Genomic DNA, 14,806 nt, shown 5'->3' with positions numbered 1-14,806 from the left:
AAATTCCCTAAAACGTGGAACAGGGAATTTTCTCGTGGGAACAGGGAATTGTTCCGCCGGATCAGGGAGGGCGAACCCTGTATCAGGGACGCAGGATCTGGAGCTATCAAAAGCCGAACAGGCGTTCCTGTTCGGACCAATCAAGTGGGTGGGTCACGCTGACCAAACGTTTGAGTGTAAGTTCGGGTGGCTGGGTGCCGTCGAGAATCGCGGCCTGAATCTTCGGTGAGAGAAATGCGAGCTGGGCACGGGTACGGATGAATGCGCCGGGAACGCTTTCGCGGCGTGCAATCTCCATCAGTTGAACTCCAGCTTTCAGATCACGGGCCCAGCCATGGGCGCGGATCAGCATGGACCGGAGGTGGGGATCAGGTTGGGGTGCCATATCTCCGGCGATGACCTTGGCCTCGACGCCGCGGCGGCGCAGATCGAAAGATGCGGTGACGTGGGTGAGGTCCGGGTGCAGATACTCCGCAGCAGTGCCAAATGCGCTTGCCAGAGTTTTGGGGTTTAATTCGAGGTCAATGTGTCCTCGTGCGATTCCACCGCTGGCCAGAATATCAACGCCGACCTGACCGCCTTGGTGTTGAAGCCGGGTTACTAAATCCGCAACTGAAGTCTGAACTGCCTCGGCTGACCCGGCCTCCGGCTGCGCCAGAACTCGATGCGTGATTGCGGCGTCTTGCAGATGTCTGACGATGACATCAATGACAGCGTTTTCCAGCGCAGGGCCGGGCAGTCGCCAGCCGGAGATATCCTTTCCGCCCGAGATGAGTCTGTTGGAGATATAGTAGCTCAACCGTCGGCCTTTGCGTGTGGTGTGGGTTGGCGTCAACCGATCACCAGTTTCGTCCTGCAGCAGACCGGTGAGCCAGGCCCCGGGGTCATTGGTGTGTTGGCGCTCATCGGAACCATCACGTGCCCGGGAGCGGTTGGAGGCCCGTCGCATTTTTTCCTGCACCCGGTCCCAGATGTCCTGGTCGATGATCGCTGGATGTTGTCCGCCCCAGATCTTATCCTTGTGGCGGATTTTTCCGAGATAAACCGGGTTGCGCAGCAGGTAATAGATCTGGCCGCGTGACAGCGGACAATCCCCTTTCACGCTGCCATCTGTCCGAAGAACCCGTTTTGACCGCAGTCCTTCTGCCGTTGCCCGTTCTTCTACTTTGCGAAGGCAACCCAGCTCGTCATAAAGCCCAAAGAGATGCCGGACCGTTCTGGCCTCATCTTCGTTCACCACCAGCGTTCTTGCTTTTGGATCGGGGTGGCGGTCATAGCCCAGGGGCAGGTTGCCACCCATCCAAAGCCCCTTTTTCTTGGACGCCGCGATTTTGTCGCGAATACGTTCGGCGGTGACTTCCCGTTCAAACTGAGCAAAGGACAACAGCACGTTCAGGGTCAGCCGGCCCATGGAGGAAGAGGTGTTGAAGGCCTGCGTGACGGACACAAAGGAACAGTTCGCCTGTTCCAGCCGTTCGACCAGCTTAGAGAAGTCGGCAAGCGACCGGGTCAGCCGGTCAATCTTGTAGACCACCACCATGTCAATACGCCCGGCATCGATCTCTTCAAGAAGGCGCTGAAGGGCAGGGCGCTCTAGGGTGCCGCCCGACAGGCCACCGTCATCGTAGCGGTCTGGCAAAAGGGTCCAACCTTCGTGCCGCTGGCTGGCGACATAGGCCGCGCAGGCCTCATGTTGCGCATCCAGCGAATTGAAGTCCTGATCCAGACCATCTTCTGAGGACTTGCGCGTGTAGATGGCACATCGGGTTTTACGGCGCAGGCTCATTTGGCCCCCTTGCCAGAGAGTCCGAAGAAACGCGGCCCTGACCAATGCGCACCGGTAATCTCTCGGGCGATGGCCGAGAGCGAGCGATGGGACCGACCGTTCCAAGTGAAGCCGTCCTCTGTCACATCGACCATATGGGTCACGCCATTCCACTCGCGCAGCAGGCGCCCGCCTGGTTTAAGGGTAGGGCATTTAGGCCGGGGCTTTTTCTCACAGCCCTTTCCCAGCGTGGCTTTGGCATGCCGGGTTAGCCCGCCATGACGGCGAGACTGCATCTCAAAGCCGATAAAACGGCGCAGGAAGGGTTGGCTGAGCATGGCGGGGGCTGGTTGATGAAACAGATGCTGCCAAAGCGTGACTAGATCCGATCGACCCATGGCGGCGAGATCGGCGACATCGCTGATCTTCGTCATGACTCGCCGCCCTTGTTTGCTGTGAGGTGATATGTGGAAAAACCATGTGGCTTGTCGGATTCGCGTCGTTCAATTGTGACGCCTTTCTTCCGTAACCCACTCAATGCCGCTCGGACCGAATGAGGCTGCCATCCCGTTGCTTTGCAGAGCGCCTCAAGGCTGGCGCCGCTTGGGCGACGCAACAAGGCTTGCACCTTGTCAATTTTGGTTTGTTTCGATTTGGACATGTATCGTCTCCTCTGATCCGGGGCTGGCGGAATGCCAAACCCCGGTACCGAGGAGCGCCCGAATGGCTCGGGCGTGGATCCAGTGATGCGTGGTTCACAGCAACAGTCCAGCTCTTTCTGGGGCAGCCTCAGGAGGGGTGTGTTTTGCGGGGCGCTGCTGCCGTACCCCCGATTATTCGTCAACAATCTTAATTGGTTACTTTTTGCTTGGGGGTTGCAATTGCAAAAGCCCGCGCATAGATTCTAGCCAGCCCTGCAAGGGACAAGGTCCCAAGGGGAGGTGAATACATCTCCCAGGCAGCGTTCGGCGCCGCTTTTTTTGCGGAGTAAGACCGAGAGCATTCGAAGGGGCAACGAACCGGATCGATTGGTCCGGAGAGTTGCTAGTCGTGCTCTCTCCGAATTCCCAACACGATCCTTTCTTGTCGACGCTAACGAGCGTCAAACGAAAGGAGGCGGTTATGCCTGCCAAAAAAACACAGAGCGACGCCAAGGCGTCCAACACGCCGATCTGGATGGCGGACAAAGTCGTCCAATCTCAAATCAGCCAGATCAAGCCCTACGCCAACAACAACCGCGTGCACGCGGCCAAGAATATCGACAAGCTCAAAGCGTCGGTGGCCAAGTTTGGCTTTGTCACACCGATCCTGTTGGATGGTTCGGGCACAATCATCGCGGGTCATGGCCGCTATGAGGCCGCCAAGGCTCTGGGGTTGAAGTCTGTGCCGACGGTTGTCGCGGATCACTTGTCAGACGCGGAAGTACGCGCCCTGCGCATCGCGGATAACAAGCTGGCGGAATTGTCCGACTGGAACGAAGATGCTCTGCAGATTGAATTTGCTGAGCTGATGGATCTCAGCCTTGATGGCGAGCTGGACTTTGATCTGGATATCACCGGGTTCGAGACGCCGGAGATTGACATCATCATCGATAGTGCAGGCGAGGCCACGGAGACTGAAGCAGAAACTGTTGAGACGCCGGACCCTGCGGCACCGGCAATTACGCAGCCGGGCGACCTTTGGATTCTTGGAGATCATCGCATCTTCTGCGGGGATGCCCTGCAAACCCAGAGCTACGACACCTTGCTGAAAGGCGAGACCCCACAGATGGTCTTCACTGATCCGCCTTACAACGTGCCGGTCAATGGGCATGTCCGTTGCGGCACCGGCGGCGATCATCGCGAATTTGCCATGGCGTCGGGAGAAATGTCGGACAGCGAGTTCCGTGGCTTTCTTTCAGAGGTGATCAGTCGGTTGTTTGACTGTCTGCCGGATGGGGGCATCGCAATGATCTGCATGGACTGGCGTCACATTGAAGAACTGATTGCGTCCGGCAAGGCAGGTGGCTTTGATCTCATCAATCTCTGCGTCTGGAACAAGACCAATGGCGGGATGGGCAGCCTTTATCGGTCCAAGCAAGAGCTGGTTTGCATCTTCAAGAAGCCCGGTGCACCGCATATCAACAATGTCGAACTGGGCAAACACGGGCGCTACCGGACCAACGTCTGGGATTACGCCGGTGTGAACAGCTTTGGGGTAGGGCGCGAAGCGGACCTTGCGGATCATCCCACAGTGAAGCCGACAGCTTTGGTGGCAGATGCCATCATGGATGTGAGTCATCGCGGCGATGTTGTGCTGGACGCCTTTGGCGGGTCTGGCGCGACCTTGCTGGCAGCAGTGAAAACAGGACGCCGGGCGCGGCTGATTGAGCTCGACCCGGCCTATGTCGATGTCGCCATCCGCCGTTGGCAGGAGATGACCGGTGAGAACGCCGTGCATTCGGTGACCGGCCAGACGTTCGATGCGCGTTCTGCGGCCAGCGACACCACCTCGAAGCAGGAGGCGGATCATGTCTGACGATACGAGAGAGTTTGAGGTGGGCTACGGCAAACCGCCCAAAGCGACCCAATTCAAGAAAGGCCGATCCGGCAATCCTAAAGGGCGGCCGAAAGGTGCCAAAGGAGTGAATGCCAGCCTGAAACGCGAATTGGAAGCCAAGATCACCGTCCGTGAAGGCAGCCGGGAAGTCCGGATTTCCAAGGCCGAGGCAATTGCCAAGCGGGTCACGGCCAGCGCATTGAAGGGCGACACGAAAATGCTGATGGCGCTGCTGAAGCTGGACACAGATCTGTTCAACACAAGTGACATGGACGCGCAAGAAAGCGTCCGTGCGGTTGAGCCGGATGCTGTCGACTACGACATCCTCCGGGATTTCTTTTCCAGTCACCCGGATGGTGACGGCGGTCCTGAAGATGAGGAGGCCAATGATGTCAGCTCCTGATCCCAAAATGGTCCGGCAGGTCGCTCGCGAGGTTTGCCGGGACAATTTCTTTCCCTTCGTGTGGCGCGTGTTTGACACGCTTCACCAGGGAACTGACCGCAGCTTTGATCCGGCCTGGCATGTGCGGGCCATGTGCCATGAGTTGGACAACGTTCGCGTCGGCGAGAACAAGCGATTGATCATCAACATTCCGCCCCGGTGCCTGAAATCGGTCACCGTAGCTGTTGCATATGTCGCTTATCTTCTCGGTCATAACCCCAGCGCCAAGATCATTGTTGCCAGCTACGGGCTGGATCTGGCGCGCAAGCATTCCGAAGATTGTCGTCGGATCATGTCTGCGCGCTGGTACCGGGAAATGTTCTCTGAAACGGTCTTGGCTAAAAAGGGCAACACCTCAGAAGAAATCCGCACCACAAAGGGAGGCAGCCGTAAGGCTGTCTCCATTGGCAGTTCTGTGACTGGACATGGCGCTGATTACATCATCATCGATGACCTGCTGAAAGCCGGAGATGCGGGCTCCGAGGCCGAACTGATCAAGGCGCAGGAGTTCATTGAGGGGACCTTGCTGTCGCGCTTTGACAACCCGGCCGAAGGGCGTGTGGTTATGGTTGCACAACGGTTGCACGAGATGGATCCGCCTGGTTATCTGCTGGAACGCGGGACCTATCGGCATCTGAATCTGCCTGCCATCGCCGAAGACCATGAGACGGTGCCTCTTGGGCGCGGAAAGGTCATGCGCCGCAAACCGGGTGATCTCCTGTGCCCGTCGCGCCTGGATCAGAACACGCTGGATACCAAGCGTCGTGAAATGGGCGCAGCTGTGTTCAATTGCCAGTATCAACAGAACCCGATTGCGCCAGACGGATCGCCGCTGCGCTGGGAGTGGTTCGGCACCTATGAGACAATCGAAGATCGTCGCTGGTATCAGCTTGTCGTTCAAAGCTGGGATACGGGGATGTCTGAGGATCCCAGGTCCGACTTCTCGGTCTGCACAACTTGGGGGTTCCGCGAAAACGCGTGGTACCTTCTCGACGTCTGGCGTGGGCAGGTGGACTACCCAGACCTGAAAGCCAAGGCACTGCAGCTTGTCAGTCGCTGGGATCCGGATCGTGTTTTGATCGAGGATGCCGCTTCTGGCAAACCGCTTTTCGATGAGTTGTTTCGTGATGACCGCCGGCGGTACGACCGTGTCAAACCTGATAAGGACAAGGAAACCCGGTTCCAGTCCGCGTGCGGTCCTGTCGAAGAGGGCAAGGTGTACCTGCCTGCAGACGCGCCCTGGCTGGCGACGTTCAAACGCGAACTGCAGTCCTTTCCACGCGGTCGCAATGACGATCAGGTCGACAGCTTTGCCCACTTTGTGAACTGGTCCAAGGGAGTGGGGTTCTATCGGGCGCTAGGCCATGATCATCAGATAAACATCGAACGTCGCGAGCGCCGTCGCGAGCGGATCAGACGGCGGTAGAACAGAAACCAAAGTTCGAGGCCGGTAGTCGGCCTAGAACCGCCCAGCGAAACCTTGGTCATTGGGTCCGAAGGGCGGAAACCGGAAGTTCGCTGCAGGTGCCAACAACTCTTTGTGCTGGCATCGAAGCGGACCTTCAGATTGCCAAATGTGCGATCAACTGAAAGTGGGTGACGGAACCGCGAAATTGCGTTCTTGTTCATCAGAGAACCACATTTACTTGGCATATACATACAACAATATTGGATTACTCTCGTCGGTGGATAGACAAAGTAATTAAGTGAAAAAGTGATTTACAGTATCGCTCAGTCTCTAGTCGGTTGACGCAAAGCGAGAACCAGCAGACCCGACGCCGGCCGCATCCAAGTATTCGGGCCAGTTGTCGGACACCCCTGTTTCCAGGCCATCGTTCTTTACGCTCCTCTGAGCCGAATTGCTTTCACTTTGAACATGCTGTACGCGGATTGCCCGGCAAACGCTCTGACAGACTTTGGAACACTGCGTACAATACCGGTATCATAAGAAGGCCGAGGGTGCTGTCGATGATCATGCCTGCAAAGACTGGATAGCCGATAGACACCCGGCCCGCCGCGCCCGCACCGCTGGCCAGCATCAGCGGCAGCACGCCCATGATAAAGCATAGGCCCGTCATCGTGACCGGCCGGAACCGCATGTGGGCGGCCTTGATCGCCGCATCATCAATAGATATGCCTTCATTGCGCCGCATGTTATGGGCAAATTCGACAACCATGATGGCCTTCTTTGCGGCGAGGCCGATCAACAGAACGATCCCAATCTGTGCGTAGATATTGTTGTTGATGTTGGGGATGAATTGCAGCGGAATGAGCGCGCCCAGAACCGCAAAGATAGTGGACGCCATGATCGCAAGGGGCAAAATCCAGCTTTCATATTGGGCGACCATAAACAAATAGGCAAAAACCACCGCAAGCGCCAGGATAATGAGAACGAGGTCACCGGCTTGGACCTCCTGCAGTGATACGTCCGTCCACTCTAGGATGTAGCCTTCGGGCAGGGTGCTCGCGGCGACCTGCTCAACCAGCGCGATGCCTTCGCCAGAGCTGACCCCCGTTTGCAGCTGGGTACTGATCGACGCTGAATTGAACAAGTTGTAGCGATAAAGGATCTCGGCCCCCAGTTGCGGCTTGACGGTCACGAATGTCCGCAGCGGCAGCGCGGTGCCTGACGCATTCTTGACATACACTCCTTCAATCTCATCCAACGATTGCCGGTGTTTTGCATCTGCTGACATGACCACCCAATAGACCCGGCCGCCGCGCACGAAATTGTTCACGTACAGTGACCCAAAACTTGCCTGCAGAGCGGTGAAAATCTTGCTAACATCCACTTGCAGCGCTTCGGCCCGGTCTCGGTCTATATCTAGGAAATACTGGGGTGCATTGGCTGACATGGAGCTGTAGGCCTGCTGCACTTGAGGCTGTTTCATCAATGCGGCAAGCAAGCCGTTTTTAACCGCATCAAACTCCTGCACGTCATGGGACTGCAGATCCAGCAGTTGTGCCGACAGGCCGCCTGCCTGCCCGACGCCGGAAATAGCAGGTAGTGGGAAAACAAACGAGGTCGCCTCTGGTCTTGTCGCGAGAATATCGTTCAAGGCGAACATGATGTTATACCACTGGGTTTCCTTGGATTTCCTCTCGTCCCATGGATCGAGAAGCATCACCAACATACCTACATTTGACTTGTCCCCGGCGATCAGGCTGAACCCTGCAACCGACGTCACCGAAGCAACTCCGGGGTGCTCTTTGACCTGTTCGCCGATGTCCAGCAACACCTCTTCGGTGCGCTGAAGCGATGCACCATCGGGCAGGGTAATGCTGGCAAAGAGAACGCCGTTGTCTTCGGGCGGGATAAACCCGGTGGGTGTGTGCAGGAACAGATACACGGTTCCGGCCACAACGCCAGCGTATAGGATCAGGCACAGGGCCTTGAACCTCAGCGTGAGCCTGACCAGTGCCACATAGACATCCCGGCATCGGTTGATCGCTTTGGGTATGATGCGGGCAATCCCTTTGGGATGCCCGGTTTTACGACTTAGAAACTGAGCGCACAGTACCGGGCCTAGCGTGAGGGCGTTTATTGCAGAAAGGGTGAAGGCAAAGGTGATTGTCAGGGCGAATTGAAGGTAGATGCGGCCGGTAATGCCCGGAAAGAAGCAGACCGGTATGAACACGGCGGCCAGAACAAAAGTTGTTGCGATGATCGGTCGCGTAACCTGCGACATGGCCTTGAGCGTTGCCTCGCGCGGCTCCAGACCGTCTTCTTCCATGATCCGTTCGGTGTTTTCGATGATGATGATCGCATCATCAATCACCAGAGTGATGGCCAGTACCAAAGCAAAAAGAGTGATCATATTGGCGCTAAACCCAATCAGGTAGATGAGAGCAATCGTCCCCAGAAGGGACACAGGGATGGCAACCGCTGGGATGATCGTGGCGCGTATGCTCAGCAGGAACACAAAGGTCACGGCAACAACGATGGCGGCTGTTATGGCCAGTGTTGTGATTATCTCTTCGATCGACTGACGCACCGCGTCGGTCACGTCATAGGCAAGGATGTATTCTACATCATCGGGGAATTGTTGGGCCAGTTTTTCGATCTCGGTCTGTACGGCTGTAGAGACATCGATTGCGTTGGCTCCGCTTTCCTGAAAAATCGCAAGGATCGCGGAAGGCTGACCGTTGTAGTAGGCGATGGCGGAATAGTTCTCAGCGCCTAATTCGATGCGGGCAATGTCCTTAAGACGCACAAATGAGCCGTCATCCTGCGCTTGAACAATGATGTTCTCGAACTGTTTTGGATCGTCCAACAGGCCTTGAGCATCCAAAGTGAACTGAAACGCAGTCGTTTCATCGTCGAACGGGGCCGCGCCAATCTGCCCTGCTGCGGCTTCGATATTTTGTGCCTGTATCGCGGCTTCCACGTCAGTGGCATCAATGTTAAGGGCCGCCATCTGATCCGTGTTCAGCCAGATCCGCATGGAATAGTTCAACTGACCAAACTGCGTTGTTGCACCCACTCCGTCGATGCGGCTGAGAGGGTCTTGCAGGAAATCCGCCGAATAGTTGCTCAGAAACAGTTGATCGTAGGTTTTATTGGGCGATACCAGGTTAATCACCTGCAGCATGTTGCTGTTCTGCTTCGAGGTGGAAATCCCTTGCTGAGTCACCGTCTCGGGCAGAAGCGCTGTGGCCAGCGCGACGCGGTTTTGCACATTTACCGCGGCAATATCCGGGTCGGTGTTAATATCGAAAGTGATTGTCAGACTGTATGTACCTTCGCTCGACGACGAGGAGGACATGTAGATCATGCCCTCAACTCCGTTCACTTCTTCTTCGATAGGTGTTGCCACAGCGTCCCGGATCAGAGCAGCATTAGCGCCGGGATAGCTCGCTGTGACCTGGATCTGTGGCGGAGCGATTGACGGGAATTCGGCGATGGGTACCAATCGGGTCGCGATGGCACCCAGCAGAACCATAATCACAGCCAGAACAATGGCAAAGTTCGGACGATCAATGAAGAATTTGGATAGCATATTAAGGACTACCGCTTAGGATTGGTTCTCGGTCGGGGTGACTTTTTCATCCTCCCGGACCCGTTGCAGACCCTGAACGATGACCAAGTCCCCGGCCTGCAGGCCCGAAGAGACCACCCAGTCAAGACCAGTTTGTGCCCCCAAGGTAACATCCTGCCGTTTTGCGACGTTGTCGCTGTTCACAACAAACACGAAGTGACCCTTTTGGTCCAATTGGATGGCGGTCTGAGGGATCACAACCACTTCTTTGGCATTAGGATCGTCGAAGGTGACCGTCACCACTTGTCCGGGGATCAGCAGACCGTCAGAGTTTTCGAATGTGGCACGGATTTCAATCGTGTCGGTTGCCGCTTCGATTTCGTTGCTGATGTAGGTAACCTGCCCGCTTTGCGCATAGGTCGCCCCGCTACTCAGTTCCAGCCGAACACCCAGCGTCGATGTATTTTGTCCGATCAGTCCTTGCTGCCGCTTTTGGATCAGATCACGCTCGCTGACGTAGAGGCTGACATAAATCGGATCGACGCTGGTGATGGTCGCAAGCACGCCGGAGTTTGAGCTAACAAGATTGCCAACGTCGACGTTTGACTTCGATATGCGACCGTCGATTGGGCTGGTGATCGTTGTATAGCTTAGATTGATTTTCGCCTGTTCCAGTTCCGCTTCGGCCTTACTGACCGCAGCCTGATCCGCGCCAAGCGTTGCCTGTGCCGAGTCAACCGTGGATTGCGGAACATCGTCGCGCTGCAGCAGGGCCAGCTGACGCTCGTAGTCCACCTCAGCGCCTTTTGCGGTCGACTTTGCGCCGTTGACCGTCGCAGCGGATTGATCGACCAGCGCCTGGTAGGAATCTCGTTCGATCTCAAACAGGATATCGCCTGTTTTGACCAGCCCACCTTCGACGAACTTTCGCGCATCTAACGTGCCTTCGACACGCGCCATGATATCCACCGTGCTGATCGCCTCGACACGGCCCACATAGGAATCTGTCAAGCCTGATTTTTGGGTTTGGGCCTTCAGGACAAGCACACTTGGTGGGGTCGCATCAGTCTGCGCATGAGCGGCCGCCGAAACAAACAAAAGAGCTGTTGCCAGAACGAACCAAACACTTCGCATCAACTCAAATCCACCTTTGTATGAAAACAACTGTTGCGAGCGTTGCATTGGTTTGCCCGTCAGTCAATCATTCAGGCAGCCGGACCTCCATTGGCGCCTTGCGACCCGAACAAAGTGAGAATGGCGAAATGAACACCGCGCGCTTGGTGAACCTACCTGACCGTTTCACCGATCGCGGTTGATGAATTGGCAGGGGCAGCTATGACTGAACTATCTTCTCAATCGAGACAGGGACCGTATGAAGCGCCTCATTCAAATAGTCGGAACTGTTCTGGTCTGTATGATCCCTCTTGTGCTGATTTACGCCGCAAGCGTGTTTTTCTATGGCAGGTACTTTTACGACAGCCAGTCTGAACTGCCAGGCTGGCCGGATACAAAAGACTTTGATGATCCGCTGGAATGGCGTACCGACGATCCCAAGCGGGTGCGCATACTGGCGATGAACGGTGGCGCCTTATATGGTCTGGCAGAGCTTGAAGTTCTGAAGGCGCTTGAGGAGAAATCAGGCAAGCCTGTACACGAACTTTTTGACTTTGTAGCCGGATCATCGACCGGAGCAATCATAGCCGCGCTGTTGTTCAGCCCCAGCGGGGAGAACGGACAACCGATCACGGCCGAAAAAGCGCTGGAGGACTATGAGCAATATGCAAGAGAAATTCTGGGAATCCCTATTTATCATAAAATACTGACGGGCCATGGTCTGTTCGGCCCGGCCATCCCAAATGAGGGCCGCTTTAGAGTGTATGAACAAGCATTTGGTGACACTAGGTTCAATGACCTTCTGCGCCCGGCTATGTTCCCGTCTTATTCGCAGAAAGAGAACGGACTTAGAGTGTTCCGAAACTGGGATACTGTAGAAGGCAACATCTATCTACATTCACTTGTAACGGCGGTGACCAGTGCTCCGGTTTATTTTCCTGCGGTTACGTTCTCGGGCGAACATGCATCTGGGGAATTCCTTGGGGATGCTGCCATGATTTTGAACGCTCCGGGTGAAATCGCGTATCTGCACGCGCGCTCGAACCTGCCAGAACATCAGGAATTCGTAGTTGTCGCGCTTGGAAGCAAGCTGCGACAGCCTGTATCACCCGCGACCGCCGAAGGTGGCGGATTGATTAAGTGGTTCTTTCCTATGATGCATATGGTTTTCAACGGAGAAGCGACGGTCAGTTCGCACGCATTGCAAAGACATGCGGATTTTGAGTCGTCCATTGATATAGACAGCTATTTCCTGTCACCAGACGCGGTGACAGGCGTCAATGGGTTCAATCCTAAACAAGAAAATATCGACCAGATTCGGGCCTCTGGCCAGCGCTATGTCAAAGAAAACACTGAGTTGATTGATAAAGTTGTGAAGAAGCTCACCAACTAGATTCAGTAACACATGTCTCGATACCGAAAACTCTGGGTTTTTATGGGGCACTTTGATTGGCAGGTGGGTCCGGAAGCGATTTGTCGTTTGACTATTCGGCAAGCCAAATACGAGCGGGTATTCCAATATATATATCTGCATCAACTCCGGTCGTTCGTGAACGCCAAAAATAATTGAAGTTTGGGCTGGATCATCAGCAAAGAGGACGGATACACCGGAAGATCGCTCGTCATCGGAGTTACATAGCGCGCTAGACTCAGAACCCATGGCCTTTACTCGATGATCTGAGGAATCGAGACCTTTGGTTTGCGTAAGTACAAGCTGGACGCTTGCAAGGATAAGATCAGAGACACACGCCTTGGGTCACTCACTTCAAATAGTTTTGAATGAACTCCGGCGATTGTTCAATGTAGTCACTCCTGATAGCGTCTGCCGCAGTTTTGAGGACCGCCGCATCTGCCCCTGAGATTTCTGTGTATGTCGTGCCGACCGCGCGCATTTGCTCCTCGAATGCAACTCTTTCATCTTCAAGTTGCAACCAACGCGCGGCTAAGGTGTTTGACACTTCTTCAATCACGATTTGTCTGTCGCGTTCACCGAGCGAAGCGAGCCAGTCATCGTTTAATACGGCACCGTAAAACCCGACGCGCATGTCAAGATCAACCAATACATATTCCCCATCGGTTGGGCCAATCAGGTTCCATCCGGCGAAAGACGTTAAAACGACATCTACCCTCTTGTCTCCTAGGATCTTTGGCAACTCAGGCGCTGGAAAGTTGACGCCTTTCGCTCCAATCGCTTCCAGGTAATCCGTCAGCATTGGCGACCCTGGTACGCGGACGATCTTTCCCGGCAGCTGGTCAACACTGGTCAGAGGGTTCTTACTCACAAACAGAGTGTATCCGGCCGGGGCTAGACCCAAAATGTCCAGGCCCACATTGTGAAGCCGGTTTGAAAGGTCGTCTACTAGCGCCGCGTGGCCTTTTGCATCGCGAATGGCAAACAAGTCGATGCTATACGGAAGCGTCAGCAGCATGAATTCGGGGGCAAAGCGTTCAAGACGCGCCACCGGAGGCCAGACCATCTGAACTTGATTGTTGACCAAGGCGTCCAGTGCGGTGTCTTCATTCGGAAACAAACCCGATTCTGCACTAAAGAACTCGGCTTTGATCCGCCCCTTGGTTCGGTCCCGAATCTGGGTCACCAAGGACGCCAGCAGTTTAGATTTCGGATGCGTGGACGGCGTATCCGAATACACACTCATACTTACTTGCGAAAGCGCCGCCACAGGAAGAAACATCATACAAGCAAAAGCTGTAGCTACCGATAGCATTCTCATAACAACACTCTCCTGTATGGATACTTTGGTGCCAGTCCTCTCTATCCTAGGTTTCAAGCGGCGCCTTGTAAAATCACGCCAATCGCAAACCACGCAAATCTCGCGATCAATACGAATACAGTTAGAAACGCCGGCAGACGTAAGAAATGGGCAAGCTTTGTCGCGCTGAGAAGAAGCTTCACGGCGACGGGGTGCATCGAGCTATCGAGGCTTCCTAAAGCAGTGTATGACAGCGTAATGGCTCTCTATCATCCTTCGCTGCCTCTGCTCTCTGGTGTTTTACCAGAAGAAGATGGCCACTCTGTGTTTTGGCAAACATTCGGTAACGAAAATGCGCCAGCTATTGTGCTGCTGCACGGAGGGCCCGGCGGTGGGACGCGTCCGCAAATGGTTCAGTTGTTCGATCCGGAACGTTGGCACATTGTGACAATTGACCAAAGAGGGGCGGGGCGCTCCAAGCCGCACGCGGGCGACAGCGTGGATGGCCTCACGGCGAATACGACAAAACACCTGATCCATGATCTTGAACGATTACGCGCAAGTTTGGGGCTGGCGAACTGGTACATTTATGGTTCTTCATGGGGTACCACGCTTGCCGTGGCCTACGCGCTGGAACATCTGGACCGGGTGAACGGTTTAATCCTTGCGGCGGTGGCAATGACATCCAGCGAAGACCTCGACTTTCTCTATTTTGGAGCCCGTCGGTTTTTGCCCGAGGCACATGAACAGTTCCATGCTTTAGTACCCGAAGCTCACGACGGGATTGAAATTGCAGCCGGTTACAACGATCTTCTGATGGGTGAGGACGCAAGCTTGAGGTCCGCTGCCGCGCTCGCGTGGTGCACATGGGAAGCCGCCGTAGTAAGCTTGGACCCCCGCGTAGAGCCCAATTTATCTTACGATGACGAACGCTTTCGGCTTGGTTTCGCAAGGGTCGTCACCCACTACTTTCGCAACCTTGCCTGGCTCGACACGCCATTATTAGAGCAAGTCTCCAAACTCGCTGATCTAAAGACATATCTTATCCACAGCCGGCTCGATCTCTCGGCTCCTTTGTGGACACCTTGGCGTCTGCATAGGGCCCTGCCTCGATCAGAACTCGTTATTGTGCCGGGTGGATTGCACGGAACCCTTTATGGCCCCCTTGCCGATGCCATCATCGCCGCAGCGAACAAAGCACTGCAGTCGCAATAACCTGTCTTTAGCTGACGACAGATTTCAACTCTCAGCACGGACG

Annotated in this window: 11 protein-coding genes; 5 read left to right on the top strand and 6 right to left on the bottom strand. The window is 55.2% G+C overall.

All coding sequences use genetic code 11. The annotated features are described in order from the left end of the window. Positions 1 to 106 precede the first annotated feature (106 nt). Genes ACR0K1_RS09225 through ACR0K1_RS09215 form a run of 3 tightly spaced genes read right to left on the bottom strand, consistent with a single transcriptional unit; the run spans position 107 to position 2,426 of the window. The gene (locus ACR0K1_RS09225) at positions 107 to 1,831 is read right to left on the bottom strand and encodes a recombinase family protein (protein ID WP_480850173.1); all 1,725 of its coding nucleotides are present in this window, start codon (positions 1,829 to 1,831) and stop codon (positions 107 to 109) included. Then, entirely contained in the window at positions 1,783 to 2,199 is a 417-nt protein-coding gene (locus ACR0K1_RS09220; protein ID WP_480850171.1) for a DUF2924 domain-containing protein, read from the bottom strand. The genes ACR0K1_RS09225 and ACR0K1_RS09220 overlap by 49 nt, the downstream gene beginning before the upstream one ends. Then, positions 2,196 to 2,426 (bottom strand): DUF3489 domain-containing protein, encoded by a 231-nt coding sequence (locus tag ACR0K1_RS09215; protein WP_480613218.1) that lies wholly within the window; start codon positions 2,424 to 2,426, stop codon positions 2,196 to 2,198. Before ACR0K1_RS09215 ends, ACR0K1_RS09220 begins: the two co-directional genes overlap by 4 nt. Before the next feature lie 461 nt (positions 2,427 to 2,887). Here ACR0K1_RS09215 and ACR0K1_RS09210 point away from each other — a divergent pair, with 461 nt between their 5' ends. The 3 genes from ACR0K1_RS09210 to terL are packed head-to-tail and all read left to right on the top strand — an operon-like array spanning position 2,888 to position 6,171. Beyond that, a complete protein-coding gene (locus ACR0K1_RS09210; RefSeq protein ID WP_480613220.1) occupies positions 2,888 to 4,282 on the top strand; it encodes a site-specific DNA-methyltransferase in 1,395 nt (464 codons plus the stop codon). Continuing rightward, the gene (locus tag ACR0K1_RS09205; protein WP_170693973.1) at positions 4,275 to 4,706 is read left to right on the top strand and encodes a DUF5681 domain-containing protein; all 432 of its coding nucleotides are present in this window, start codon (positions 4,275 to 4,277) and stop codon (positions 4,704 to 4,706) included. Before ACR0K1_RS09210 ends, ACR0K1_RS09205 begins: the two co-directional genes overlap by 8 nt. Further along, the gene (gene terL, locus ACR0K1_RS09200) at positions 4,693 to 6,171 is read left to right on the top strand and encodes a phage terminase large subunit (RefSeq protein ID WP_480850168.1); all 1,479 of its coding nucleotides are present in this window, start codon (positions 4,693 to 4,695) and stop codon (positions 6,169 to 6,171) included. The genes ACR0K1_RS09205 and terL overlap by 14 nt, the downstream gene beginning before the upstream one ends. A 439-nt stretch (positions 6,172 to 6,610) precedes the next feature. Here the strand turns inward: terL and ACR0K1_RS09195 are convergent, their stop codons facing one another. Beyond that, a complete protein-coding gene (locus ACR0K1_RS09195) occupies positions 6,611 to 9,745 on the bottom strand; it encodes an efflux RND transporter permease subunit (RefSeq protein WP_170720343.1) in 3,135 nt (1,044 codons plus the stop codon). 15 nt (positions 9,746 to 9,760) lie between these two features. Further along, positions 9,761 to 10,858, bottom strand: coding sequence for an efflux RND transporter periplasmic adaptor subunit (locus tag ACR0K1_RS09190; protein WP_170746959.1), 1,098 nt, complete (start codon positions 10,856 to 10,858; stop codon positions 9,761 to 9,763). 238 nt (positions 10,859 to 11,096) lie between these two features. On the opposite strand from ACR0K1_RS09190, the gene ACR0K1_RS09185 reads away from it, so the two are divergent. Further along, on the top strand, positions 11,097 to 12,230 hold the full coding sequence (locus tag ACR0K1_RS09185; protein ID WP_170660734.1) for a patatin-like phospholipase family protein: 1,134 nt from the start codon (positions 11,097 to 11,099) through the stop codon (positions 12,228 to 12,230). A 367-nt stretch (positions 12,231 to 12,597) separates the two neighbouring features. Here the strand turns inward: ACR0K1_RS09185 and ACR0K1_RS09180 are convergent, their stop codons facing one another. Continuing rightward, positions 12,598 to 13,569 (bottom strand): TRAP transporter substrate-binding protein DctP, encoded by a 972-nt coding sequence (locus ACR0K1_RS09180; RefSeq protein WP_170660735.1) that lies wholly within the window; start codon positions 13,567 to 13,569, stop codon positions 12,598 to 12,600. A 237-nt stretch (positions 13,570 to 13,806) separates the two neighbouring features. Between ACR0K1_RS09180 and pip the strand changes: the two genes are divergently transcribed. Next, positions 13,807 to 14,763, top strand: a complete 957-nt coding sequence (gene pip, locus ACR0K1_RS09175; protein WP_170689451.1) for a prolyl aminopeptidase — start codon at positions 13,807 to 13,809, stop codon at positions 14,761 to 14,763. The last annotated feature ends 43 nt before the right edge of the window (positions 14,764 to 14,806 follow it).

The organism is Ruegeria sp. F5 (genome assembly GCF_056533845.1).
This window is presented reverse-complemented; position numbering and strand designations above follow the sequence as displayed.